The following is a 25,455-nucleotide window of genomic DNA, read 5'->3' on the forward strand; positions in this document are numbered from 1 at the left end:
GATGAGGCGACGCGCCAAAAGAGCTACAGAGACTGACTAACGATTTATGTCTGAACAATACCAATTCACGTTACCTGAGCGTTATACGCTACCGGCCAAAGCGGGCGATGTACGGCTTTTAGGTCAGCTGACGGGCTCTGCTTGTGCGCTGGAATGTGCGCAAATCGCCGAAAAGCACACTGGTCCAGTGGTGCTGATCACTTCCGATATCCAATCAGCATTGCGCCTGCGCGATGAAATCCAGCAGTTTACTTCGCGGATGGTGACCACTCTATCTGATTGGGAAACGCTGCCCTACGACAGTTTCTCACCGCATCAAGATATTATCTCAGCGCGCCTCTCTAGCCTGTATCAGTTACCCACCATGAAGCGTGGGGTATTTATCCTGCCGGTAAATACCCTGATGCAGCGTGTATGCCCGCATGAATTCCTGCATGGTCATGCGCTTGTGATGCAAAAAGGTCAGCTATTATCACGGGATAAGTTGCGTAGCCAGCTCGAACAAGCCGGTTACCGCAGCGTCGATCAGGTCATGGAACACGGCGAGTTTGCGACTCGTGGCGCATTGCTCGATCTCTACCCCATGGGTAGCGACGAGCCTTATCGCATCGATTTCTTCGACGACGAAATCGACAGCCTGCGCGTATTCGATGTTGATTCCCAGCGTACATTGAACGAAGTTGAATTCATCAACCTGCTGCCCGCGCATGAATTCCCAACCGATCAAACCGCCATTGAACTCTTCCGCAGCCAATGGCGTGAGCATTTTGAAGTCCGCCGTGACCCTGAACATATCTATCAACAGGTGAGTAAAGGCATATGGCCAGCAGGTATTGAATATTGGCAGCCGCTGTTCTTTAGTCAGGAGCTTCCACCGCTGTTTAGCTATTTTCCTGCTAGCACATTGCTCATTAATACCGGTGAGCTTGAGGCTTCGGCAGAGCGTTTCTGGCTAGATGTGAATCAGCGCTATGAAAACCGCCGCGTGGATCCCATGCGTCCGCTGTTAACACCGGATAAACTCTGGCTACGTGTAGACGAGCTCTTTTCTTCGCTGAAAAAGTGGCCGCGTGTTCAACTAAAAACCGACAAGTTGGATAAAAAAGCGGCTAATACCAACCTAAACTATCAACCTTTACCAGAGTTGACCGTTCAGGCACAAAATAAAAGCCCGCTAGATAACCTGCGACGCTTCATTGAAAGCACTAAGGATGCCATTGTTTTCTCGGTAGAAAGTGAAGGCCGACGCGAAACCATGCTCGAATTGCTGGCTCGCATCAAAATTAGCCCTTCACTTATCAGCCGTATAGAAGATGCTGAGGCGGGAAAAATCTATATCATGCAGGGCTCGTGCGAGCATGGATTTATCAATCCCGAGCTCAAACTCGCACTGATCTGCGAAAGCGATTTGCTCGGCGAGCGCGTTAGCCGCCGCCGCCAAGACAACCGACGCACCATCAATACTGACACCCTAATCCGTAATCTGGCAGAACTCAGCATCGGCCAGCCGGTGGTGCACTTAGAACACGGTGTAGGCCGCTACGGCGGAATGACTACGCTAGAAGCCGGCGGGATCAAAGGTGAGTATCTCATTCTGACCTACGCCGGTGATGCTAAGCTGTATGTGCCCGTATCCTCACTTTATCTGCTTAGCCGCTATTCTGGCGGAGCCGATGAGAGTGCGCCGCTGCATAAACTCGGCAGCGATGCGTGGACCAGAGCACGTCAGAAGGCCGCAGAAAAAGTTCGAGACGTGGCCGCCGAGCTGCTTGATATCTATGCCATGCGTGCGGCTAAACCCGGCTTCGCCTTTAAGCAAGATCGCGAGGCTTATCAAATGTTCTGCCAGAGTTTCCCATTTGAAACGACGCCTGACCAGAGCATGGCCATTAACGCCGTACTCAGCGATATGTGTCAGCCGCTAGCGATGGATCGTTTGGTGTGCGGCGACGTTGGCTTCGGAAAAACCGAAGTGGCCATGCGCGCCGCGTTCCTCGCGGTACACAACAATAAACAGGTCGCGGTTCTAGTGCCTACCACGCTGCTTGCACAGCAGCATTACGACAACTTCCGCGACCGTTTCGCCAACTGGCCGGTTCGCATTGAGATGATTTCCCGCTTCCGCAGCGCAAAAGAGCAAACTCAGGTATTGCAAGATGCCGCAGAAGGTAAAGTCGATATTCTGATCGGTACTCATAAGCTATTACAGGCCGATGTGCAGTGGCGCGATCTGGGGCTACTGATTGTCGATGAAGAACACCGCTTTGGCGTGCGTCAAAAAGAGCGCATCAAAGCCATGCGTGCCGACGTGGATATTCTAACCCTCACTGCAACACCAATACCGCGAACGCTCAATATGGCAATGAGTGGTATGCGTGATCTGTCGATTATTGCGACTCCGCCGGCGCGTCGCCTCGCGGTAAAAACCTTTGTGCGTGAATATGACAGCTTAGTCGTTCGCGAAGCCATTCTGCGTGAAGTCACGCGTGGTGGACAGGTTTACTACCTTTATAACGACGTCGAGAATATTGAAAAAGCGGCTCAGCGTTTAGCAGAATTGGTGCCGGAAGCGCGTATTGCGATTGGCCACGGGCAAATGCGTGAGCGCGAACTTGAACGCGTAATGAATGATTTCCATCATCAGCGTTTCAACGTTTTAGTGTGTACGACCATTATCGAAACAGGGATTGATATCCCAAGCGCCAATACCATCATTATCGAACGTGCCGATCATTTTGGTTTAGCACAGCTGCATCAGCTACGTGGTCGCGTTGGTCGCTCATTCCATCAGGCCTATGCTTATTTACTGACGCCGCCGCCAAAGGCCATGTCCACCGATGCGCAAAAACGCTTGGAGGCCATCGCTTCTCTGGAAGATTTGGGCGCAGGTTTTGCTTTAGCCACCCATGATCTAGAGATCCGCGGTGCAGGCGAGCTGTTGGGAGATGATCAGAGCGGACAGATGACGACCATCGGTTTCTCTCTGTATATGGAATTACTGGAAAGCGCCGTTGATGCACTGAAAGAGGGGCGAGAACCTTCACTCGAGGATCTCACCAGCAATCAAACCGATGTTGAGCTGCGCATGCCAGCCCTGCTACCGGATGACTATATTCCTGACGTCAGCACGCGCCTGTCATTCTACAAACGCATTGCTAGCGCGAAAAATGACGATCAGTTGGAAGAGCTAAAAGTTGAGCTGATCGATCGCTTTGGCTTGCTGCCAGATGCAGCGCGCAATCTGCTGCAAAGCGCGAAGCTGCGTTTGGATGCCATGGCGCTGGGTATTCGTCGGATCGAAGGTAATGACAAAGGCGGGTTTATTGAGTTCAGCGAGAAAAACCACGTTGACCCCATGTTCCTAATTGGTCTGTTGCAGAAGAAACCGCAAATCTTCCGCTTAGATGGACCCACTAAGCTGAAGTTTATTGTCGATCTCAGCGAACGTAAGGCTCGTTTGGAATTTATTGGCTCTCTGCTGAATGAATTTACCGAGCATCGAGTTTAAATCACACCGCGGGGTATAAATATATACCCCGTTTGATTCTGTGCTACCGAATTATCACACGCTCTGATTTAACACCAGTTGACCATTGCGGTCGACGGGGATCTGGATGCCAGGATCTTTATCCATCCGAACTCGCCCCTGCTGATCGCCAATCTTATAGGTGACGTCATAACCGAGCAGTTTTTGCGATTTGTCATAGACCGTTGAGCAACGCTGCTGAGTTGTCGTGTAGGTATCGTTGTTTTGCATTGAACCTTGAACCTGATTACCCGCATATCCCCCACCCAACGCACCAACAACGGTAGCCACATCTTTGCCGCGTCCGTTACCAATCTGATGGCCTAGTACCCCGCCCGCAACCGCACCCAGTACCGATCCCGCTATACGGTTCTCATCCTGTACCGGGCGGCGATGCGTGACCGTTACGTTGCGGCACTGCTGTCGCGGGGTCTTCACTGACTCGTGAATCGGGGTTGCTGATAACACCTGCGCATAACGTGGACCGGTACTAAAAACGTCTAGACTTGCCACCGCAGCTACGCTAAGCGCCGCTGCAACCCCAATACCCACACCTGCCAACATTGATTTATTCACAGGGCACTCCTCCTGAATATACTCACGCAATATTTATAAACGTCGTGTTGATTAACGTCATACGCTCATAACGATGCAAAAGTTTGTCGTTTCTTTCGCTCGGTGTGCGTGCTTCACCAAATTTATATACAGGTAGTGTGCATAGGAATATTCGTAGTAACAATCAGACAACATAACCAAACAAGCCCAAACCCATTGTTTGGGAAAGTTCCTATCGGCGATAGTCTAACAATCATCAGATAGCGTTCTTTCTGGAAGGAAATAAGTGAAATACGAGATACACAAACGGCTCCACTTGGGAGCCGTTTGTCGCTACTCAGAGGGTTAAGCTATTAATGTAACTTCAAGCGTGGACGAATCACTCGGTTGATCCCACCCACCAGCATCATCAAACCTGTTTTGATGTAGCCATGGAGTGCAATCTGATGCATACGATACAGTGAAATATACACCATACGAGCAATACGCCCTTCCACCATCATTGAGCCCCGCATGAGGTTACCCATCAGACTACCTACGGTACTGAATTTGGATAGCGAAACTAATGAGCCATGATCCTTATAGATATAAGGTTTCATGTTACCGCCCTTAAGCTGCGCCAAAATGTTGGCATAGCAGCGTGATGCCATCTGATGCGCTGCCTGTGCGCGTGGCGGTACAAATCCACCGGACGGCTGTGGGCAAGACGCGCAGTCACCGATTGCAAAGATATTCGGATCGCGAGTCGTTTGCAGCGTCGGTTCAACCACCAACTGGTTGATACGGTTGGTTTCTAACCCACCAATATCTTTCATGAAATCAGGCGCTTTGATCCCAGCAGCCCAAACCATCAGATCAGCCGGAATAAATTCGCCATCTTTGGTATTCAAGCCATTCTTGTCGGCGCTGGTCACCATGGTTTTTGTCAGTACGCGAACGCCCAGTTTCGTCAACTCATTGTGGGCTGCGCCCGAGATACGCGGAGGTAGTGCAGGCAGAATACGTTCACCGGCCTCAACCAGCGTCACATTCAATGCCTCACTGCTTAACCCTTCAAAACCGTAGCTATGCAGTTGTTTCACCGCATTGTGTAATTCCGCAGACAGCTCAACGCCGGTCGCCCCACCGCCAACAATCGCGATGTTAACCTTCGCCGCTTTGTCCTTCTGCGCTGAAAACTTCAAGAACAGGTTCAGCATTTCGTTATGGAAACGACGAGCCTGATGCGGGTTATCCAAGAAGATACAGTTGTCTTTCACGCCCGGCGTACCAAAGTCGTTCGACGTACTGCCAAGAGCCATGACCAGAATGTCGTAAGACAACTCGCGCTGTGGAACCAAAACTTCGCCCTGCTCGTCACGAATATCAGCCAGCGTGAGCTGCTGTGCGGCGCGGTCGATGTTGGTTAACGAACCGAGCTGGAAGGTAAAGTGGTGATTGCGTGCGTGGGCCAGATAGCTCAGCGCATCAACACCATCGTCTAACGATCCGGTGGCAACTTCATGCAGTAAAGGTTTCCACAAGTGGCTATGGTTGCGATCAATCAAGATGATTTCCGCTTTGTCTTTACGGCCCAGTTTGTGACCTAGACTGGTTGCCAGCTCGAGACCGCCCGCACCACCGCCGACAATCACGATTTTTTTCTTAGATGCGCTCAAAGCCTTCTCCCTTGGTAAAAAATGTAAACCAATAGTTAATTAACAGTAAATAACCAATACCCTTAATTTACGTACGGTTCACGCAGGTTGATTTAATTCTCTGAGGAAAGAATACCACGACAGGTTATTTGGTCATACCAAAATTGATGCACATCAATTTTTATGTTTATTCCTTGGGCGATATGTATCGCAAGCTCACAAATTTGCGTCATTTTTCAACGTAATCATTACAAATCAGACCAGCCTCACACTTCTATCGCCTGCTTGATTAATCAACATGACAAAGACCGAATTTTAACCTTTATTTAACCATGCGAGCTTGGTCTCCAAACCTCTTATACAACAATAAATCAATACCTCTCCCCTATACGAAGGAGCCGTACAATGAAAAACGTCCGATCCGGCCTGATTTGGCTATTGGTGGCGTTAATCGGTGCTTATGCTTTTGGCATGCTAGCACTGAGCCGTGGTGAACATATCAATGCGGTATGGCTAGTGGTTGCCGCCATCGCTTGTTACAGCATTGCCTACCGTTTTTACAGCCTGTTCATTGCCGAAAAGGTCTTTGAACTCGACGATCGCCGTTTAACTCCCGCAGAGCGCCATAACGATGGTTTGGACTACGTTCCGACCAATAAATGGGTGCTCTTTGGTCATCACTTTGCGGCTATCGCCGGTGCGGGGCCTTTAGTAGGACCCATTCTAGCCGCTCAGATGGGTTTCTTACCAGGAACGATCTGGATCTTAGTTGGCGTCATGCTGGCGGGTGCGGTGCAGGACTTCTTAGTGCTTTTTATCTCAACACGCCGCGATGGACGTTCACTGGGGGAAATGGCTAAGCAGGAGCTTGGCTCTTTCGCCGGAGTCATCACAATGCTTGGCGCATTGGGGGTCATGATCATTATCCTGTCGGCTCTCGCGCTGGTGGTCGTCAAAGCATTGGCGGATAGCCCTTGGGGGCTATTCACCATCGCAGCCACTATTCCGATTGCGCTATTCATGGGCATATATATGCGCTATCTGCGCCCAGGCAAAATCGCTGAAGTCTCTATTATTGGTTTTGTACTGATGATGGCAGCGATTATCTATGGCGGCGATATTGCGATGCATCCCTACTGGGGTCCCTTCTTTACCCTGCATGGCACGACTCTCACGTGGGTATTGGTAATCTATGGGTTTATCGCATCGGTACTCCCTGTGTGGCTGCTGTTGGCACCACGCGATTATCTATCTACGTTCCTGAAAATCGGTGTGATTGCTGGTTTGGCCGTGGGCATAGTCTTCGCTGCACCAGAAATGAAAATGCCGGCGGTCACTCGCTTTATCGACGGTTCTGGACCAGTCTTCTCCGGCAGCTTGTTCCCGTTCCTGTTTATTACTATTGCCTGCGGTGCCATTTCAGGCTTCCATGCATTGGTTTCCAGCGGCACCACACCAAAATTAATCGAACGTGAAAGCCACATTCGTTTCATCGGCTATGGTGCAATGCTGATGGAATCCTTCGTTGCCATCATGGCACTGATTTGTGCCTCGGTTATCGACCCTGGCGTATATTTTGCCATGAACTCACCGGCGGCCTTGATCGGTACTACGGTCGAGAATGCCTCTCAGGTCATCAACAGTTGGGGTTTTGTCGTCACACCTGAAACGCTGGCGATGATCGCGAAAGATGTCGGGGAAAACTCCATTCTTTCCCGAGCCGGTGGCGCACCAACCTTTGCTGTCGGCATGGCCCACATTATTACCGAGGTCTTTAACAGCCGTGCCATGATGGCATTCTGGTATCACTTCGCCATTCTGTTTGAAGCCCTATTTATTCTGACCGCCGTTGACGCGGGCACCCGTGCCTGTCGTTTTATGGTGCAAGATCTGGTCGGTGTCGCTATCCCAAGCTTGGCCAACAACCGCTCATGGTTTGGTAACCTCGCAGGAACGACGGTTGCCGTTGCAGGCTGGGGGTTCTTCGTTTATCAAGGCGTGGTCGATCCTCTAGGCGGGATTAATACCCTGTGGCCATTATTCGGTATTGGTAACCAGATGTTGGCATCAATGGCACTGATTTTGGGTACGGTGGTGTTGTTTAAAATGAAGAAACAGCGCTACTCGTGGGTCACTATCTTGCCAACGGTATGGCTGTTCGTGACTTCAATGACTGCAGGCTGGCAGAAGATCTTCCATGAGAAACCGAGCATTGGGTTCTTGGCACAGGCTAAACGTTTTTCAGCGGGTATCGACTCAGGCACATTGATTGCACCGGCCAAAACGATCAAAGACATGGAAACCATCGTGATGAACAACTACATCAACGCTGCACTATGCGGCTTCTTTATGTTAGTTGCCGTCACCATGTTGATTTCCGCTTTCTTCGTGATTCGTCGGGCGTTGGACTCTAATAAACCAACGGTACATGAAACAACTCCTGCATTGCGTGAGGAAAGATCGCATGGTTGAAAAACTGCACCACACCCCTAGCATGATGATTAAAACCGGGCTGCCATGGAAGAGACAAGCACAACCGGGGATGACTATCACTCGCTGTTTACCGCTTTCGCTGGGTGAATCTCAGCCAACATCAGCATGGCAATGGGCAAAATTGACGCTGCGACGGGTTGCACAAAGTTTTCGCTTGATGGTTGGCATTCAGGACTACCAGAACTATCTGCGGCATCAGCAACTACATCATCCCGAGCTAACGCCAATGAGCGAACGCGAGTTTCATCGCTACTGCTTAGAAGCCCGTTTCCCAAGTCAAGGCGGCAAACTAGGCAAGTGCCCTTGCTAACGCGGATAATCAGATAAAAAAAAGCACCGGAGATCTTATCTCTCGGTGCTTTTTTCATCTCAATTTGAATTCAGATTTTGCAGCCTTCGCAGTCAGCTTCATCATTCAGTTCGACCGGCACTTCGTTCGCTTTTTCCTGTGCACGCTTTTCAGCCTGCTCAAGTTGTGCATCGATGTCAAAATCAAAAATATCTTCGTTCATAGCAAATACCCCTTTGGATCAATAACGCCAGTATAACGGGGTTATGTACGCAGGTAAATTATCTCGGCATGCGTATATTCTGTATGGCCTTAAAATCACCAGATAAAAAACCACAATAATAAAATGATTTTAAAGGACTTATTTTCAGCACGGTCTACTTTTACGTCATTGCGCAAAAAGAGTATAGTCAGGTGTTCGTATTAAAATATTCCATTTTTTGTTTATTTTTTAGGTGCTAAGTTGTTATGAACACCACATTTACTCAGGCCTTCAGCAAAAACTTTCTTGGTAACGCACCAGACTGGTACAAAGTTGCTATTGTCATTTTTCTGCTGTTGAATCCTCTGGTCTTCTTTTATGTTAGCCCCTTCGCCGCGGGATGGCTGCTGGTGGCTGAATTCATCTTCACGCTGGCGATGGCGCTAAAGTGCTACCCTCTACTTCCGGGTGGCCTGTTGGCATTTGAAGCCATCATCATTGGGATGACCACAGCCGATAAAGTCAAACATGAAGTCGCCGCGAATATCGAAGTGTTGCTGTTGCTGATCTTCATGGTGGCGGGTATCTACTTTATGAAGCAGCTGCTGCTTTATGTATTTACCAAGCTATTACTGAACATTCGTTCAAAAATCGCCTTATCATTGGCCTTTTGTATCGCTGCAGCCTTTCTTTCGGCATTTCTGGATGCACTAACGGTGATTGCTGTGGTGATCAGCGTAGCGGTTGGATTCTACGGGATTTATCACAGCGTCGCGTCAGGTACGACCGGCACGCTTTCTCTCAATGATGATAGCCATCTGCAAAATGCGGGGCGTCGCGCTATCCTGAATCAGTTCCGCGCCTTTTTGCGCAGTCTGATGATGCATGCTGGCGTAGGTACTGCACTCGGCGGCGTAATGACCATGGTTGGTGAACCACAGAACCTAATTATTGCTAAAAGCGCCGATTGGGATTTTGTATCGTTCTTGCTACGTATGTCTCCCGTGACCGTTCCCGTCTTTATTTGTGGTGTGCTGACCTGCTATTTAGTCGAACGTTTTAAAGTCTTTGGCTACGGTGCTCGCTTGCCTAAACGCGTTCGACAGGTACTACGCGAATATGATCAAAACGCCACTCGCAAGCGTACACGTCAGGAGCGCCAAAAGCTGATTATTCAGGCGCTCATTGGTATTTGGTTGATCTTCGCGCTCGCTTTCCATCTGGCGGAGGTTGGTTTGATCGGTCTTAGTGTTATCGTATTAGCGACCGCTTTTTGCGGTGTTACGGATGAGCACGCGATTGGTAAAGCCTTTCAGGAGTCGTTGCCGTTTACTGCACTATTGACCGTATTCTTCGCCGTAGTAGCCGTCATTATCGATCAACAGCTGTTTTCACCTGTCATTCACTTTGTACTTCAGGCCTCGCCTGAGCATCAGTTAACGCTGTTTTATCTCTTTAACGGCCTACTTTCTTCGATTTCAGACAACGTCTTCGTTGGCACAGTGTATATTCATGAGGCAAAGGCGGCACTAGAGTCTGGCGTGATATCACTCAAGCAATTCGAAATGTTGGCTGTCGCGATCAACACCGGTACCAACTTACCTTCGGTTGCAACACCTAATGGTCAAGCCGCGTTTCTGTTTTTATTAACATCGGCGCTTTCACCACTGATTCGTTTGTCATACGGTCGAATGGTATGGATGGCACTGCCTTACACCATTGTCATGACGCTGGTCGGCTTAGCCTGTGTTCAGTTCACCTTAGAACCGATGACTCAACTATTTTACCAGTGGCATTGGCTGTCTTTACCACCAGTCAATGAGGTCTTCCCGAGTGTTCATTAAGTCGCTTAATAGCACCGTAACAATCACTAGTTTTTTAATCAAATGGCTGGCAGGCAAGACAATATAGTTTACACTGCGCTCATCTTGCTGTGGCATGGAATGGAACAGATATGTTGCAATATTTAAATGGTTGTTCTCGTGGACGTGGGGCTTGGATTCTCTTAGCCGTGACGGCACTCATCCTTGAGTTAGTCGCACTGTATTTTCAGCATGTTATGCTGTTGAAGCCCTGCGTGCTCTGCATTTACGAACGCTGTGCGTTGTTTGGGATTATGGGCGCAGGAATTGTTGGCGCCATTGCACCTAAAACGCCTCTACGTTTTGTCGCTATTTTACTGTGGATTTACAGTACTTATGAAGGCCTCATGCTGGCATGGAAACATACCATGATTCAGCTGCACCCTTCGCCATTTGTCACCTGCGATTTCTTCGTTTCATTCCCATCATGGTTACCATTAGATAAGTGGGCTCCGGCTATCTTCTCTGCAAGCGGCGATTGCTCAGTGCGCCAATGGGAATTTTTAACCTTGGAAATGCCACAGTGGCTGGTAGGCATTTTTGCCGCTTACCTAGTAGTTGCGGTTTTAGTGTTAATTGCTCAATTCGTTAAGCCAAAGCGTCGCGATCTTTTCGGACGTTAAGCCAATAACCTGACTATCTCATAAGAGCACCCGCTGGGTGCTTTTTTTATGCCACCTGCTACAGGTTTGTTAGCAATGCGCAAATCATGTGAAAAACACTTGGTCATATGAATTGCCAGATCGACGTCGACTTATTTAATCACCCACCTTGAATCCCCCCACTCCGCCCTCTAGTCTATACATAACGAGAGAGAATATGACTGGGTCAATACCACTGGGGAGCTAAACAATGATGCATCAATTCAAGGTAATTTATAAATCCAATAATCAAACACATGATTTCATCATGAATGGGCAGGCAACGCTAAATAAAACCGATGGGGAAGTTTTAGAAGCTGCACTGATTGATGTGGCCCAATACCTTAACGCCAGTGCTAAAGATCTGCACATCATCTCTGTGGAACGTTTGCAACATCTGTAACGGCTTGCTTATCCAATAAAAATCACTAGCTTCACGGTGAAAAACTCATCGCGAAGCTTTTAACGGCATGGCTGTTTAATGACATGATTTTTTGCAACAACGTCGTAAGGACGCAGTAAGCATCTTCATTCAACAACTGCGGTAACCATGTGTTTGCGACTATATCTCATCGTTATAACAAACCATTTATTTCAAGCACCCTGATATTTATAGGAAAATAGAGTACGAAAATAAAATCCTCATCAAGATAACCAGTAAAATAATTAATGGCCTATTTATTTCACTCCGTGAGCAACGGATTATTTATTCATAGAATAAGATATCAATCACTCTATATTTCAAACAGGGTTGTTAAATTAAAGAAGATATTTTCCTCAAAAGTAAAACGGGAGGCCATATGTATAATACTATTCTGGTTCCGGTTGATATCACTGAAGTTGAGCTGACACGTCAGGCAATTCCTCACGTTGAGCAACTTGCAAAACTTGTTGATTCTCATATTCACTTTGTGGTTGTCATTCCCTCTTCACCGTACTATTCCGCGTTTGGATTTGGCTATGCGGCCGCCGTCGATAAACAAGATATCCTGAAAGCAGCCAATGACGCCCTTATCAAGACGGCCAAAGAATTTAATATTCCCGAAGACAGAGCAACCACTCATGCGGTTATGGGGTCACCGAAAGAACAAATATTGAAACTGGCCGATATCATTAATGCCGATCTGATTGTCATCGGCTCTCATCGTCCGAGTACCCGAACCTACCTTCTTGGCTCGAATGCAGCGGCCGTGGTTCGCCATGCTAAGTGCTCGGTTTTGGTCGTTCGCTAACCACAGCAAACCTTCAATAAAAGTAAAAAGCCTCGTCTATCGGTAATACTGTTCATTTAAGAGATCGAGATACACGGGGCTAGCATACCGCGGGGCGGTTATGGAACACATCCATGTGTTCCACGCTCTGGGGTCAGCGCTAAAGCGTTGTTCAACTTTGCTCCCTGCAACGTTGTTGGCAGCTAATGCTGCTACGACCACATCGGGGAGCCTTCCCCTAAAATCAGGCTTAACTAACACGTATTAGGTCTATCAGGGGGTTTACTTTTTCAGTTGGGGGAATAGAAGCACTGAGTGATAGCTAAAAGGCAGAGGAACATACACTAATGAATGCAGCCAGAACGACCGTAAACAGCGAACCTAAAGCTAATAATAAATACATATGTTTAATTTTATAGTTCACGTAATCGCCTTTGCTAATTTTAAAATTTCTTTGCTAAGACTTATCGTAGTGATAGATATTCTTTCAATCAATATTTGAAGACTATTTTCAGACAAGTCTCTATTTTGATAAAATGAGCAACAATTGGCATGGCTTAGATTTAAAAAACAAAAAAACCACACTTGGTGGTTTTTTTAGGCGTTGGGCATTCGATGCAATTAACTAAATTGATTAGGATTATTCGCCATTCGTCGCCCAAAATGGTTTGTTCATAATATGTTCTTCCCAATCATTGACTTCACTTTCACGCACCGCGATATAACGGACTGATATCCGTTCTGCATGCATGGCTTTTTTAGACCCTACTTTTAACGGATGCCATTCAGGTAAATCTTTACCCTCATGAACCATGCGATAGGCGCAGGTAGGCGGGAGCCACTCGAAGGTTTCGAGATTCTCGCGGGTTAACTTGATGCAATCTTCTTCATACTCGAAGCGACGCTCATAGTGGCGGCACTGACAGGTTTTAATGTTGAGCAGATTACAAGCGACGTTAGTAAAATAAATCTCATCCGTGTCCTCATCTTGTAACTTATGCAGACAGCACTGCCCACAACCATCACAAAGTGATTCCCATTCATCATTGCTCATATCAGCTAATGTTTTTTCCTGCCAGAAAGGGAGAGTTGTCATGCTTGTATGTCCGATAATTACAGTTGGGCTGGACTATATAGACGCTTTGGCGATGAGATGCAAGTTTTGTCCTTACTAAAACGAGGCCTAGTAAGGACTTGCTGGGCTAAATAACGCGGGTACTCAATGAATTACCGTTGACGGATAGCGTGAGCATATCACCAGACACTAAAGGGCCGACGCCTTGAGGTGTGCCCGTTAAGATGATGTCGCCAGCACGCAACGTAAAGTAGCGGCTCATATAGCTGATCAGTGGCAAAATAGGCGTAATCATATCGCGCGTGCTGCCTTGTTGACGAACACTGCCGTTAATGCTCAAAACAAGTTCGGTGTTTTGCGGATCGCCAAACTCGGCTTCTGGGATAAAGCCAGAGATCGGACAAGAGCCATCAAAGGCTTTCGCCTTTTCCCAAGGCCGCCCTGCTTTCTTGCATTCAGCCTGAACATCGCGCAGCGTCAGATCAAGCGCAACGCCATACCCCGCTATTGCCCGTGCGACACGATCTTCACTTGCCTGCTTCAGCGGCGTGCCAATCAGAATGGCCAACTCGATCTCATGGTGTACAGAGCCAAAGTCTTTGGGAATCGCAACAGGCTGACGAATATCACACAAGGCGGTTTCAGGCTTGATGAATAAAACAGGCTCTGCAGCCTGAGTTCCCCCCATTTCTTTGATGTGGCCGCCATAGTTACTGCCAACACAAACAACTTTACTGACAGGCAACTCAAGTAATGCCCCCTGCCAATCACGGTGTTGATACATAGCCTTCTCCTGTGGTCATACACAACGCGATAACATCGCTACGTTACCCAAAAGGATGTGGATGACTGAAACTTAGGCCGTGTATCCAACCGCACTTCAGCATCTATCGTCCTTCTCACTCTCCGGTGTACGAAATCTCCGGTGTACGAAACTACCGCTGCTCTCACCATCACTTCAATGGATTTGCGCCAAGCCCCCTCGGCGCACGATATTTATGTGAATAGCATCACACTTATTCATTCATCCGCTGACTTTTTTGCCTGTGCAATGTGCATTTTCAACAAACTTTCCGGCGGTGGAGGAAGTTGTAAATAATAACCTTGCTCTTTCAAGTCATTTTTAACCTTTTCAATATCCGCCGTGGCGAGTTTCTTTTTGCTCTCTAAATCGATCATCATCGCTAATTGCGGCTGCCCAAAACTTTTCATCAGCTCTTCAGGCACCCGAGAAAAATCGTCTCTTTTTTCGACATAAAGATAGGTTTGATCGCGTTTTGAACTTCTGTAAATGGTACAAATCATTTTTTCACTCTAATTAATTCAGACGGCGACTTGCCTAGATATAACACTGACTATAACATGCTTAATGTACATCGGAATATCACCCCCTGTGTGGTTATTCCGGGGATTTAAAGTTGCTGAAACTGAGTCAGGATAGATGTCACAATCGCCAATAGAACTAAAAGGCAGCAGTTTTACTCTTTCGGTTGTTCATTTGCATAATTCGCAACCGGAGGTAATACGTGAGGCATTAATCGAAAAAGTCGAGCAAGCGCCCGCTTTTTTGAAAAATGCCCCTGTTGTTATTAACATTGCTAACGTCCCTGAAGGCGCAAGCTGGCAGAAATTACAACAGGCCATTACCGAAGCTGGGCTGCATGTCATTGGCGTAAGTGGTTGCACCGATGAAGGGCTTAAACGTGCTATAACCCGCGCAGGCCTGCCTTTGTTAAGTGAAGGGAAAGGTATTAAGAAAAGTGAGCCTGTCGTGTTACCCGAGCCACCTGCACCGGTAAAAACCCGCATCATTAGCACGCCGGTTCGGTCTGGTCAGCAGATATATGCACGAGACTGTGATCTTATCGTTACTAGCAGCGTCAGTGCTGGCGCTGAAATCATCGCCGATGGCAATATTCATATTTATGGCATGATGCGTGGACGCGCACTTGCTGGTGCCAGCGGAGATACATCCAGTCAGATCTTTTGTGCTCATCTTGCCGCTGAACTGGTGTCTATCGCCGGTCAGTACTGGTTGAGCGATCAGATCCCTGAAGCTTTTTATGGGCAGGCTGCCAGACTCAATTTGAGCGACAGTGCCTTAACTATACAACCTCTATTCTAGGCCCTTCGACAAGGAACCCATATACATGGCACGCATTATTGTTGTTACATCCGGTAAAGGGGGCGTTGGCAAAACCACATCTAGCGCAGCCATCGCCACCGGTTTGGCCCAAAAAGGTAAGAAAACCGTTGTTATCGACTTTGACATCGGTTTACGTAATCTAGACTTAATTATGGGCTGTGAACGTCGTGTAGTGTATGACTTTGTTAACGTAATTCAGGGCGATGCGACCCTCAATCAAGCGTTAATTAAAGATAAACGTACAGAAAATCTCTACATTCTTCCGGCGTCACAAACCCGCGACAAAGACGCATTGACCCATGAAGGCGTTGAAAAAGTCCTGAATGATTTGGGTGAGATGGAGTTTGACTTCATCGTCTGCGACTCCCCAGCGGGCATTGAAACAGGCGCACTGATGGCTCTGTATTTTGCCGATGAAGCCATTATTACCACTAACCCAGAAGTCTCCTCTGTACGTGACTCTGACCGAATCCTCGGTATTCTGGCGTCTAAATCACGCCGCGCAGAGAAAGGTGAAGATCCAATCAAAGAGCATCTGCTGTTGACTCGCTATAACCCAGGCCGTGTTAGCCGTGGGGATATGCTGAGCATGGAAGACGTATTGGATATTCTGCGCATTCCATTAGTTGGCGTGATTCCTGAAAGCCCATCCGTGCTGCGCGCATCAAACCAAGGCGAACCTGTTATACTAGACAAAGAGTCAGACGCCGGTCAGGCTTACCAAGACATGGTTGATCGTTTGCTAGGTGAAGAGCGTGCATTCCGATTTGTTGAAGAAGAGAAAAAAGGCTTCCTGAAACGCCTGTTCGGGGGATAAAACATGGCATTACTTGATTTCTTCCTGTCGCGCAAAAAACCGACAGCCAATATAGCCAAGGAACGGCTGCAAATTATCGTTGCGGAGCGACGTCGCGGTGATAGTGAACCACAATATTTACCCCAGTTGAAACGCGATATTTTGGCTGTTATTTGTAAATATGTGCAGATAGATCCAGAGATGCTAACAGTGCAGTTTGAACAAAAAGGCGATGATATTTCGGTATTAGAGCTAAACGTCACCTTGCCTGAAGCAGAAGAAGCCGCTAAATGATTTTGTTATCCTGACGTTCTCTTATAGAAATATAAGGGAACGCCTGTATATTTAAACAGACCTTTTAGTAAACAATGAATTTCGAGAATAGTACTATCAAGATTATTCCTAATATTTATTATTTTTCATTAAATTTAAGACTAATCATATAGGCATCTTTCTTTAAGTATTGTTTTTATATTGCAGCTTTATCTTTGATATATACCCATAATAATGTGAGTTGTATTGAAAGCATAAGTGAAGGAAAGCCTCATCACTTACTCAACACAGAAATTCAGTTTGAAGAAAGCTGAGTTAAGTCATACTGGGTTATCTAATAAATAAAGGCAGCCATTTTGTGGCTGCCTTTATTCTTATATGCTAGCAATGATTAGCGACACATCCATTACAGCGCCGCAAGAATGACTCTTACTTGCTCACCCACCAATTTATCTCTCCAGCCTTGCAATAGTTCTGGCTGTTCATCTTTAAGCTTCCAGTGCCAGCTTAGCAGTGCATTTATCTGGCGACGTGAGGCAATCAACTCTGCCGTTAAACCACTGCGCTCAGCCGCATTCTGTATCGCTGTTTTTAACTCTTTGAACGCGTGCTTATAGCCACTGTGATCGACCAAACGCTCAACGGGCTGTGGCCACTGTGACTCAGGGATATTCGCCGATTCAGCCACCAGTGCCACCAGCGTTTTACCATGGAAGCGAATTTCTGGACCGCTCAAACCAAGCTCCCCCAACTCCCCTTGAGAGGTGGGTAAATAGCGAGCAACCTGCCAAAGATTTTCCTCACGTACCACAAAGTTCACGGCCATATCGCGCTGACGCGCCTGATTAAGGCGCCATTCAGCAAGCTTTTGCAAACATGCCAACTGTCGAGTTCGCAATTGCCACGCGTTGGTAATATCGCGATAGGCTAAAGCAGGATCGACGACGTCTTGACGGCGACGGCACAGAGATAAGCAGTCATCCTGTGCGGCATCCAACCACCCTGCCTCTGCGACTTCAGCGATCAACTTATCGGCTAACGGAAGCAAATAGAAAACATCTGCTGCCGCGTACTCGCACTGCCGTTCAGTCAACGGACGTGCCAACCAATCGGTGCGAGATTCACTCTTGTCTAATTCTACCTGCAGGTAGTCGTTCACCATGGCTGCGAAACCACACGACAATGCACGCCCCGTGAATGCGGCAAGGATTTGCGTATCGATCATTGGCGTTGGCAACGTCTGGAACTCATGCAAGAAAACTTCAAGGTCTTCGCTACACGCATGGAGAAGTTTGGTGACTTCTGGATTTTTCAACAGAGCAACAAACGGCTGCCAATCGGTAATCGGTAACGGATCGATCAGCGTCAGAGTTTCGCCGTCAAAAAGCTGAATCAACCCTAACTGAGGATAGTAGGTGCGAGTTCGTACAAATTCGGTATCTAACGCGATGTAGGCGTGGCGGCTGGCCTGCTCACAAACTTGCTTGAGATCGCTGCTGGTAGTAATTAACTGATAATTCAAAACATCATTCTCATTTTCGTTTCTCTGACAGACTTGGTACGCCAGATAATTTAATCAGTACAAAAAATGACGCCGGTCACAACCGGCGTCAACGTTTATCTCTTAGAGTCGCAAGAAGCTATGCGGCGCCTTTCGAGGCCGTCTGCTCCTCACGTAATTTTCTGCGTAGGATCTTACCTACATTGGACTTTGGTAATTCATCGTAAAACTCTACGCTTTTCGGCACCTTGTAGCCCGTGAGATGCTTACGACAGTGTGCAATCAACTCATCGCGAGTCAGTGAAGGGTCTTTCTTCACAACACAGATTTTCACCATTTCACCGGAGGCTTCGCTTGGCACGCCGATAGCTGCGCACTCGAGCACTTTATCATGCATCGAGACAACTTCTTCGATTTCATTCGGATAAACATTGAAACCAGATACTAATATCATATCTTTTTTGCGATCGACAATGCGCAAGAAACCCTCGTCATCCACGGTCACCACATCTCCAGTAGATAACCAGCCGTCTTTGAGGATCTCATCGGTAGCTTCTGGGCGCTGCCAGTATCCTAGCATCACCTGTGGGCCTTTCACCTGTAACTCTCCGGCTTCTCCATGAGCCACTTCATTACCTTCATCATCCACCAAACGCACATCGGTGGACGGCACCGGCAAACCAATACTCCCACTATAATGCTGTAGATCGTAAGGATTACCCGAAACCAAAGGCGCACATTCGGTTAACCCGTAGCCTTCGAGCAAATGACGACCGGTGAGTTTTTCCCATTTTTCCGCAACCGAGCGCTGTACCGACATGCCACCGCCCACCGATAAACGCAGCGTCGAGAAATCCAACTCACGGAAATCTTCGTTGTTCAGCAACGCATTAAACAACGTATTGACACCGGTCAGCGCGGTAAATGGATAGCGGCTTAGCTCTTTTACCATACCCGGAATATCACGTGGGTTGGTAATCATCAAGTTGCAGCCCCCCATTTCAATGAACAGCAGGCAGTTAACGGTTAACGCAAAAATATGGTAAAGCGGCAAAGCCGTGACCACCAGCTCATGGCCTTCATGTAACAGCGGACCATATGCGGCGCGTGACTGCACCAAATTCGCCTGCATGTTGCGGTGGGTTAGCATCGCCCCCTTTGCTACACCGGTAGTGCCTCCGGTGTATTGCAAAAATGCGAGGTCATTATTGGTAATATCAGGCTTGATGTACTGCAAACGGCGACCACGCTGTAACGCTGAGCGGAAAGAGATGGCATCAGGCAGATTATACTTAGGCACTAAGCGCTTGATGTATTTCACGACAAAGTTAACCAACGTGCCTTTCGCCGCTGAAAGCTGATCGCCCATTCGGGTTAAAATCACGTGCTTAACTTGCGTGTTGAACACCACTTTCTCAAGCGTATGCGCAAAGTTTGACACGATGACAATCGCGCTGGCACCGCTGTCATTTAGCTGATGCTCAAGTTCTCGCGGCGTATATAGCGGGTTCACGTTCACCACCACCATACCGGCACGCAGCACGCCGAACAACGCAATCGGATACTGCAACAGATTAGGCATCATCAGTGCCACACGGTCGCCTTTTTTTAGTCCCAGCTCATTTTGTAAATAGGCCGCGAATGCACGGCTACGCTCTTCAAGCTTACGGAAGGTCATCACCTGCCCCATATTGATGAACGCAGGCTGATCGGCAAATCGCGCGACCGACTGCTCGAACATCTCTACCAGAGAGGCGTATTGATCAGGGTCGATTTCCGCAGGCACATCTGCAGGATATCGTTTAAGCCAAACCTTTTCCAAGGTCGTTCTCCCGTAAAAATTGTTTTCTTGTTTAAGCCTTGTTTGCATCGCACACCCGCACTGTTAGCCATGAAAAACAACAGAACAATATCCAATGTTTAACAAAATTTTAACTCAGCGTACCAGTTCATGGAAAAACAATGTTCAGGTTGCGATATGCATCACTAAAATTAGCGTAGCCACGGTAGTAGACGCGGTAAAAAATGGCGCCTGCCATAAAAGCAAAAAGCGGCCTCAAGGCCGCTGTAGGTATAATATCAAAAAGAGTAACTTTCTGTAAAATTAGCACTATTTCCGGCTAATAAATCGCCACTATGCCTGTTTTTTCCGCTGCAAACGTCTATCTTTGAAACAGCTGGCATGAGCTGAACGCAGTACATCCACCAATATGATAAATCGATGTTCGTATCAGCGCTCAACTCATGTATATTCCGCTGTTTATCGGAGGGAACCATGCTAACCAATTCATCCACGCGTCTTAACAAATACATCAGTGAAAGTGGCATTTGCTCACGACGCGACGCCGATCGCTATATTGAGCAAGGGCATGTTTTTATCAACGGCAAACGTGCTGGAATTGGCGATCAGGTTTTCGCTGGTGACGTGGTCAAGGTGAATGGTCAGCTCATCGAGCCGCGTGATGCTGATGATTTAGTTCTGATTGCGCTGAATAAACCCGTTGGTATCGTGAGCACCACGGAAAATGGCGAGAAGGACAATATCGTTGATTACGTCAACCATAGCACGCGCGTTTTCCCCATTGGCCGTTTAGACAAAGACTCTCAGGGCATTATTTTCCTGACCAACCACGGCGATCTGGTGAACAAAATCCTGCGCGCCGGTAATGACCATGAAAAAGAGTATTTGGTTACCGTGAACAAGCCGGTGACCGATGAATTTATTCGGGGAATGGGCGCTGGCGTTCCAATTCTCGGCACCGTTACAAAAAAATGCAAAGTAAAAAAAGAAGCCCCGTTTGTGTTTCGCATCACCTTAGTACAAGGGCTAAATCGCCAAATTCGCCGCATGTGCGAACACTTCGGCTATGAAGTCACTAAGCTCGAACGCACGCGTATCATGAATGTCAGTCTATCTGGACTCCCGCTAGGTGAATGGCGTGATTTGACCGACGATGAGCTTATCGAATTATTTAAAGCGATAGAAGACTCCTCTTCTGAGGCGAAACCGACTAAAAAGGCCAAGCCGAAGGCAAAACCCGCCGCAGCGAAGAGCCCTCCAAACAAGGGGGCAAAACCTGCGGGGAAAAGCAGCAGCGCCGATGCCTCTTCACGTAAGCGATTTACTCAGCCTGGACGCAAGAAGAAAGGCCGTTAATCTCAAATACGACAAAGCCCCGAAATCGGGGCTTTGTTTTAAACGCGAGCGTTCATTAGTTTTCTGTCACTACGCTTTGGACACGTGCCGGACCAGGATTATACCATCCCCAACCAGGGCCAAAGCCGGGTCCCCAAAATCCACCGCGACCATAAGCCCCATAGCCATAATCCCAAGGACCAAATGGCTGAGGCGGCATCACGATTTCCTGCGTGATGTGCCAACGCTGATAGCCCTGTATATCCATCGTCACGAAGGTATAAGGCGTTTTCCCTATTTTACCTTCAACGCTACCCGTTAATGGCCCTACGACCGTAACAAGCTGTCCTTTAAAATCAACCGGATCTAAGAATGTCGGGCTCTTAGCGATCAAACGCCCCACTGACGGCTGGTTAAGAATGGGTCTGGCTGTATCGTCCAGCGGCATCACCGCTATCTCTAGCGTCGTGGCATCTTTTTGATTAACCACATTCACTACGGTTCCGCCGAAGCGAGACTCCTGACCTACGTACAAATCAGGAGCATTATGCACTGCAACAAAATTCTGCTGCGGCGTTGCAGACGTGCCTTTGATTGAGTCTGGAATGGTGACACATCCAGACAACAACAGCGGGCTACAAACGATCGCCACGCTGACTAACCGACGAACCCAGTGCTTAGAAGGCATATTTAATTCTCCAAAACTAACTATCTCTTTCATATGACTGCTAGTTTAGACAGAAGTTGCCTGAATTATTCACGCCCCGGAAGTTTTTTCCAAGTGACTTCATTGCGCAGATAAGTAGGCTGCGCGTTTTCCACTGCCGTCATCTTACCTAAGGCAAAATCCACCAGCGCCAACGGCAGCATATCTTCAGCCTGAGGCAGCGTTATTTGTCCATCGACCAGCGTAATGGGCGTCGCTGCTGCCATGTCTGGGTAGGTTCCCCATCCGGTGCCAACGCTCGCCCATTCCCCCGCCAGCGCCATGACATTTTGCTGTGCGCGTTCTGGCGTGAAAACTGCCTCGGTGTTTTCTCCCAGCCACACGCCATCATTTTGGCGCTGGTACTGCCCCCAATAAACTTCGCCCATACGCGCATCAATGGCGGCCAGCACCTGCGTGGCACCCATCTGTCGAAATGCGCCCTGAGCCATAGTTGCCAACGTTGAAACGCCAATCATCGGCAGATCTGCGCCCATGGCTAATCCTTGAGCAATGCCGATACCGATGCGTACTCCGGTGAAACTGCCGGGGCCACGACCAAAGGCCAGTGCATCCAACTGGTTTAACGATACGCCAGACTCAGCCAATATCTGTTGCACCATTGGCAAAATACGCTGTGTGTGTTCGCGTGGACAGATTTCAAACAGCGCATGTTTTTCGCCATTATTCCAGAGCGCAACAGAACAGGCTTCTGTTGCCGTATCAATCGCTAAAATTCGCGTGGACATGCAAACCTCGGGTGGGACAATTAAATGAGTAGAGATAAATCAGGCGCAGATGATAGCACAGCCAACCAATCGATGCCTCTGAAGGGTGTATGACGATAGCTCGTTGCATCACGACATTTGGTTATCGTAAGGCCACAAGCGCCGCCACGGCGCAATCATTCAATCCCCTTCTTCTATCGGACATGGGCAACGTCACTCAATCGCTGATGGATTCCCCGCCTTAAGAAACTCGATGACCTTATTCAAGTCTCGGGTACGTGGTGCGGGAGGCAGGCTATTGAGGAAAACCTCGCCATATGGACGCATGACTAAACGGTTATCGCAGATAATCACTACGCCGCGATCGCTGGTATCACGAATCAATCGTCCCACGCCCTGCTTGAGCGTAATCACCGCGTCAGGAAGTTGAACCTCTGCGAAAGGATCGCCGCCACGAACGCGGCAATCTTCAATTCGCGCTTTCAGCAGCGGATCATCCGGTGATGTAAACGGCAGTTTATCGATAATCACACAGGAAAGCGTGTCTCCCCGCACATCGACGCCTTCCCAAAAACTACTGGTTGCCACTAATAAGGCATTCCCTGCGGCAACAAATTCTGCCAGTAGACGTGGCTTGCTGGTTTCGCCCTGCAACAGCACGGGCAGCGTCATGGTCGCGCGAAACTCTTCGGCTAAATCGCGCATCATGGCATGAGAGGTACAGAGGAAAAAACAGCGCCCCTCATTAGCTTCAATCACTGGCCTGAGCATTCTTGCCAACTGACGTGCCGCACCACGCTGGTTTGGCGTGGGCAAAAAGCGTGGTACACAGAGCATTGCTTGATTTGCATAGTCAAATGGACTCGGCAAAAGCAGGCTTTTGGCTTTGTTCAGGCCAAGACGCGCAGTGAAATGTGAAACATCGTCATTAACCGCTAACGTCGCTGAAGTGAAAATCCACGAGCCTGGTTTATCCTTCATCACTTCGTTAAATTTTTCCGCTACGGTCAGCGGCGTAAGCGCCATCACAAAGTGACGTGAGTTGCACTCATACCAATAGCTGTAACCGGGTATGGACACATCACGTAGACGTTTAAGGCGATTACGATAGGTCGTGGCTCGCTCAAATGCCGCATCTAACAGCGCAGAACGTCCCAGCGACATTTTCACGACGTCGTAGCACAGCTCCAAAGCATCATCGAGCAACACCAGCGCACGTTGAACTTCCGGTAATGCCAGCGCCTCACGTAAATTGCCACGATAGCCCGGATCGCCGAGTGCTAGGCGGAAGTCCTGCGCACTCTGGCTCAGCCTATCCGCACACTTCTGTAATTGCGCGGTATCTCGCACCTCAGTGCGGTAGGCAATGGTGATATCTTTTGCCAAATCCATCAGTTGGCGGCTGGTCAACTGCTGACCAAAGTATTGGCTAGCAATATCCGGCAACTGATGTGCTTCATCGAAAATCATGACGTCGGCATCAGGGATAAGCTCACCAAAGCCGGTCTCTTTCACGACCAAATCGGCTAAAAACAAGTGATGGTTGACCACGATAATATCGGCATCCATGGCGCGCCGACGCGCTTTCACCACGAAACAGTCTTTATACTGTGGACAATCGCTGCCAAGACAGTTGTCGTTAGTGCTGGTGACCAGCGGCCAGATAATGCTGTCTTCCGATACGCCGTGACAGTTACTCACATCGCCATCTTCGGTTTGAATGGCCCAGCCGCGCAGGTGCATCAAATCTGAGAGTGCCTCAGACGCCAATTCACCACCAACCATCGACTGTTGTTCTAAGCGCTCAAGGCATAAATAGTTAGAACGACCTTTGAGTAAGGCTAACTTCCCAGCAAATTTCAGGGCATCACGCACCGTGGGCAAATCTCGTGCGTACAGTTGATCCTGTAGCGCCTTTGATCCCGTGGAGATAATAACCTTTGCGCCAGAACGAAGCGCAGGAACCAGATAGGCATAGGTTTTCCCCGTCCCTGTTCCCGCCTCCACAACCAGTTCCTCTTTAAACTGAATCGCTTTGGTGACAGCTTCGGCCATGTGTTGTTGTGCTTCACGCGGTTTAAAACCCCGTATTGCTTTTGTCAGTATGCCATCGGGCGCGAAATCGTCTGTCACACAGCCTCTCATTCAATCAGTGAAGGCGTGATTATGCCAAGTGATCGGCGTAACAACCACCCACTTTCATTTTTAGTCAGTTTTACTCACAGCTTAAAAAAGTAAGGCCGCACAGCGGCGGCCCTTATCGATATCAGCGTAGAGACGCTTACCCCGCAGGCTTAAGATTGCCACGCGTAATATGGGTGAGTGGGATATTAATATCAAAAATGCGGCTACGAATATCTGTTGCCCCCATCTGCGCAACGCGTTTTATATGCATCGCGGCGTACTGCTCGGCACTCGCTTTATCGTTAAACAGATAGATCCCACCGGCTTCGCCAGTATCAACATTTTCAGTCCAGATTTTTGAGATAAAACCCTGCTCCTGAGTGATGCTTTGTGCCAGCGGCGTTGCCAATTCGGCCAAACGCTCACCCAACATTTCTGCCGGCATTTTAAAGTCGATTTGCAATAATACGGTCATCTGTGACTCCTTATGTTTTCTATTTCTTGTCTGTCACTATTGAGAATGCCACATACTTGCCGCAGAAAGCAGTGTTTTT

General features: G+C 48.3%; 23 protein-coding genes. 11 read left to right on the plus strand and 12 right to left on the minus strand.

Features of this window, described 5'->3' with window-relative positions; translation table 11 throughout:
• Window positions 1-46 precede the first annotated feature (46 nt).
• Complete coding sequence (gene mfd / locus M988_RS10835) at window positions 47-3,508, plus strand: transcription-repair coupling factor (protein ID WP_039187709.1); 3,462 nt, start codon at window positions 47-49, stop codon at window positions 3,506-3,508.
• Between the two features lie 54 nt (window positions 3,509-3,562).
• On the opposite strand, the gene M988_RS10840 is transcribed toward mfd, so the two are convergent.
• Window positions 3,563-4,102, minus strand: coding sequence for a glycine zipper 2TM domain-containing protein (locus M988_RS10840; RefSeq protein ID WP_064574118.1), 540 nt, complete (start codon window positions 4,100-4,102; stop codon window positions 3,563-3,565).
• 332 nt (window positions 4,103-4,434) lie between these two features.
• Window positions 4,435-5,739 (minus strand): NAD(P)/FAD-dependent oxidoreductase, encoded by a 1,305-nt coding sequence (locus M988_RS10845; protein WP_008813333.1) that lies wholly within the window; start codon window positions 5,737-5,739, stop codon window positions 4,435-4,437.
• A gap of 384 nt (window positions 5,740-6,123) precedes the next feature.
• Between M988_RS10845 and M988_RS10850 the strand changes: the two genes are divergently transcribed.
• Both M988_RS10850 and M988_RS10855 read left to right on the plus strand, forming a co-directional pair.
• Entirely contained in the window at window positions 6,124-8,190 is a 2,067-nt protein-coding gene (locus M988_RS10850; protein ID WP_064574123.1) for a carbon starvation CstA family protein, read from the plus strand.
• A gap of 25 nt (window positions 8,191-8,215) precedes the next feature.
• Window positions 8,216-8,521 (plus strand): YbdD/YjiX family protein, encoded by a 306-nt coding sequence (locus tag M988_RS10855; RefSeq protein WP_074388446.1) that lies wholly within the window; start codon window positions 8,216-8,218, stop codon window positions 8,519-8,521.
• Between the two features lie 70 nt (window positions 8,522-8,591).
• Here M988_RS10855 and M988_RS23260 read toward each other — a convergent pair whose 3' ends face one another.
• Window positions 8,592-8,723 (minus strand): hypothetical protein, encoded by a 132-nt coding sequence (locus M988_RS23260; RefSeq protein WP_004090179.1) that lies wholly within the window; start codon window positions 8,721-8,723, stop codon window positions 8,592-8,594.
• Between the two features lie 245 nt (window positions 8,724-8,968).
• Between M988_RS23260 and nhaB the strand changes: the two genes are divergently transcribed.
• From nhaB to uspF, 4 genes are all read left to right on the plus strand, one after another.
• Entirely contained in the window at window positions 8,969-10,546 is a 1,578-nt protein-coding gene (gene nhaB, locus M988_RS10860) for a sodium/proton antiporter NhaB (protein ID WP_064574128.1), read from the plus strand.
• 110 nt (window positions 10,547-10,656) lie between these two features.
• Complete coding sequence (gene dsbB / locus M988_RS10865) at window positions 10,657-11,187, plus strand: disulfide bond formation protein DsbB (protein WP_008813329.1); 531 nt, start codon at window positions 10,657-10,659, stop codon at window positions 11,185-11,187.
• A 229-nt stretch (window positions 11,188-11,416) separates the two neighbouring features.
• Window positions 11,417-11,608 carry a hypothetical protein gene (locus M988_RS10870; protein WP_008813328.1) on the plus strand — a complete coding sequence of 64 codons (192 nt, stop codon included), beginning with the start codon at window positions 11,417-11,419 and terminating at the stop codon, window positions 11,606-11,608.
• Between the two features lie 397 nt (window positions 11,609-12,005).
• Window positions 12,006-12,437 (plus strand): universal stress protein UspF, encoded by a 432-nt coding sequence (gene uspF / locus M988_RS10875; RefSeq protein ID WP_008813327.1) that lies wholly within the window; start codon window positions 12,006-12,008, stop codon window positions 12,435-12,437.
• Between the two features lie 619 nt (window positions 12,438-13,056).
• Here the strand turns inward: uspF and M988_RS10880 are convergent.
• The 3 genes from M988_RS10880 to M988_RS10890 all read right to left on the minus strand — a co-directional run bounded on the left by M988_RS10880 (window position 13,057) and on the right by M988_RS10890 (window position 14,796).
• Window positions 13,057-13,512 carry a YcgN family cysteine cluster protein gene (locus M988_RS10880; protein WP_004090188.1) on the minus strand — a complete coding sequence of 152 codons (456 nt, stop codon included), beginning with the start codon at window positions 13,510-13,512 and terminating at the stop codon, window positions 13,057-13,059.
• A gap of 106 nt (window positions 13,513-13,618) precedes the next feature.
• Complete coding sequence (locus M988_RS10885) at window positions 13,619-14,275, minus strand: fumarylacetoacetate hydrolase family protein (protein ID WP_039187704.1); 657 nt, start codon at window positions 14,273-14,275, stop codon at window positions 13,619-13,621.
• A 236-nt stretch (window positions 14,276-14,511) separates the two neighbouring features.
• Window positions 14,512-14,796: a YcgL domain-containing protein gene (locus M988_RS10890; protein ID WP_008813325.1), complete on the minus strand. Its 285-nt coding sequence runs from the start codon at window positions 14,794-14,796 to the stop codon at window positions 14,512-14,514.
• Between the two features lie 136 nt (window positions 14,797-14,932).
• Between M988_RS10890 and minC the strand changes: the two genes are divergently transcribed.
• The 3 genes from minC to minE are packed head-to-tail and all read left to right on the plus strand — an operon-like array spanning window position 14,933 to window position 16,727.
• Window positions 14,933-15,616 (plus strand): septum site-determining protein MinC, encoded by a 684-nt coding sequence (minC, locus tag M988_RS10895; RefSeq protein WP_008813324.1) that lies wholly within the window; start codon window positions 14,933-14,935, stop codon window positions 15,614-15,616.
• A 25-nt stretch (window positions 15,617-15,641) separates the two neighbouring features.
• Entirely contained in the window at window positions 15,642-16,454 is an 813-nt protein-coding gene (gene minD, locus M988_RS10900; RefSeq protein WP_008813323.1) for a septum site-determining protein MinD, read from the plus strand.
• A gap of 3 nt (window positions 16,455-16,457) precedes the next feature.
• Entirely contained in the window at window positions 16,458-16,727 is a 270-nt protein-coding gene (gene minE / locus M988_RS10905; protein WP_004090202.1) for a cell division topological specificity factor MinE, read from the plus strand.
• Between the two features lie 385 nt (window positions 16,728-17,112).
• Here minE and rnd read toward each other — a convergent pair whose 3' ends face one another.
• On the minus strand, window positions 17,113-18,228 hold the full coding sequence (gene rnd / locus M988_RS10910; protein ID WP_064574130.1) for a ribonuclease D: 1,116 nt from the start codon (window positions 18,226-18,228) through the stop codon (window positions 17,113-17,115).
• Between the two features lie 118 nt (window positions 18,229-18,346).
• Complete coding sequence (gene fadD, locus M988_RS10915; protein ID WP_008813321.1) at window positions 18,347-20,029, minus strand: long-chain-fatty-acid--CoA ligase FadD; 1,683 nt, start codon at window positions 20,027-20,029, stop codon at window positions 18,347-18,349.
• Window positions 20,030-20,482: 453 nt separating this feature from the next.
• Here fadD and rluF point away from each other — a divergent pair, with 453 nt between their 5' ends.
• The gene (gene rluF / locus M988_RS10920) at window positions 20,483-21,364 is read left to right on the plus strand and encodes a 23S rRNA pseudouridine(2604) synthase RluF (protein ID WP_008813320.1); all 882 of its coding nucleotides are present in this window, start codon (window positions 20,483-20,485) and stop codon (window positions 21,362-21,364) included.
• A 55-nt stretch (window positions 21,365-21,419) separates the two neighbouring features.
• On the opposite strand, the gene M988_RS10925 is transcribed toward rluF, so the two are convergent.
• The 4 genes from M988_RS10925 to M988_RS10940 all read right to left on the minus strand — a co-directional run bounded on the left by M988_RS10925 (window position 21,420) and on the right by M988_RS10940 (window position 25,376).
• Window positions 21,420-22,031 carry a Slp family lipoprotein gene (locus M988_RS10925; protein ID WP_004090212.1) on the minus strand — a complete coding sequence of 204 codons (612 nt, stop codon included), beginning with the start codon at window positions 22,029-22,031 and terminating at the stop codon, window positions 21,420-21,422.
• A gap of 65 nt (window positions 22,032-22,096) precedes the next feature.
• Complete coding sequence (gene tsaB / locus M988_RS10930) at window positions 22,097-22,798, minus strand: tRNA (adenosine(37)-N6)-threonylcarbamoyltransferase complex dimerization subunit type 1 TsaB (RefSeq protein WP_039187701.1); 702 nt, start codon at window positions 22,796-22,798, stop codon at window positions 22,097-22,099.
• 192 nt (window positions 22,799-22,990) lie between these two features.
• Complete coding sequence (gene yoaA / locus M988_RS10935; protein ID WP_039187700.1) at window positions 22,991-24,910, minus strand: DNA repair helicase YoaA; 1,920 nt, start codon at window positions 24,908-24,910, stop codon at window positions 22,991-22,993.
• A 148-nt stretch (window positions 24,911-25,058) separates the two neighbouring features.
• Window positions 25,059-25,376: a monooxygenase gene (locus M988_RS10940; RefSeq protein WP_004090217.1), complete on the minus strand. Its 318-nt coding sequence runs from the start codon at window positions 25,374-25,376 to the stop codon at window positions 25,059-25,061.
• Between the last annotated feature and the right edge of the window lie 79 nt (window positions 25,377-25,455).

The sequence above is a fragment of the Hafnia paralvei ATCC 29927 genome (assembly GCF_001655005.1).
Lineage (GTDB): Bacteria > Pseudomonadota > Gammaproteobacteria > Enterobacterales > Enterobacteriaceae > Hafnia > Hafnia paralvei.

Coding starts and splice junctions, on each gene's coding strand:
- M988_RS10925 (WP_004090212.1), bottom strand. CDS start 22,031: ATGCCTTCTAAGCACTGGGTTCGTCGGTTAGTCAGCGTGGCGATCGTT.
- M988_RS10890 (WP_008813325.1), bottom strand. CDS start 14,796: ATGATTTGTACCATTTACAGAAGTTCAAAACGCGATCAAACCTATCTT.
- rluF (WP_008813320.1), top strand. CDS start 20,483: ATGCTAACCAATTCATCCACGCGTCTTAACAAATACATCAGTGAAAGT.
- M988_RS10870 (WP_008813328.1), top strand. CDS start 11,417: ATGATGCATCAATTCAAGGTAATTTATAAATCCAATAATCAAACACAT.
- minD (WP_008813323.1), top strand. CDS start 15,642: ATGGCACGCATTATTGTTGTTACATCCGGTAAAGGGGGCGTTGGCAAA.
- M988_RS10880 (WP_004090188.1), bottom strand. CDS start 13,512: ATGACAACTCTCCCTTTCTGGCAGGAAAAAACATTAGCTGATATGAGC.
- mfd (WP_039187709.1), top strand. CDS start 47: ATGTCTGAACAATACCAATTCACGTTACCTGAGCGTTATACGCTACCG.
- minC (WP_008813324.1), top strand. CDS start 14,933: ATGTCACAATCGCCAATAGAACTAAAAGGCAGCAGTTTTACTCTTTCG.
- M988_RS10855 (WP_074388446.1), top strand. CDS start 8,216: ATGATTAAAACCGGGCTGCCATGGAAGAGACAAGCACAACCGGGGATG.
- minE (WP_004090202.1), top strand. CDS start 16,458: ATGGCATTACTTGATTTCTTCCTGTCGCGCAAAAAACCGACAGCCAAT.
- dsbB (WP_008813329.1), top strand. CDS start 10,657: ATGTTGCAATATTTAAATGGTTGTTCTCGTGGACGTGGGGCTTGGATT.
- uspF (WP_008813327.1), top strand. CDS start 12,006: ATGTATAATACTATTCTGGTTCCGGTTGATATCACTGAAGTTGAGCTG.
- M988_RS23260 (WP_004090179.1), bottom strand. CDS start 8,723: ATGAACGAAGATATTTTTGATTTTGACATCGATGCACAACTTGAGCAG.
- tsaB (WP_039187701.1), bottom strand. CDS start 22,798: ATGTCCACGCGAATTTTAGCGATTGATACGGCAACAGAAGCCTGTTCT.
- M988_RS10885 (WP_039187704.1), bottom strand. CDS start 14,275: ATGTATCAACACCGTGATTGGCAGGGGGCATTACTTGAGTTGCCTGTC.
- nhaB (WP_064574128.1), top strand. CDS start 8,969: ATGAACACCACATTTACTCAGGCCTTCAGCAAAAACTTTCTTGGTAAC.
- M988_RS10940 (WP_004090217.1), bottom strand. CDS start 25,376: ATGACCGTATTATTGCAAATCGACTTTAAAATGCCGGCAGAAATGTTG.
- M988_RS10850 (WP_064574123.1), top strand. CDS start 6,124: ATGAAAAACGTCCGATCCGGCCTGATTTGGCTATTGGTGGCGTTAATC.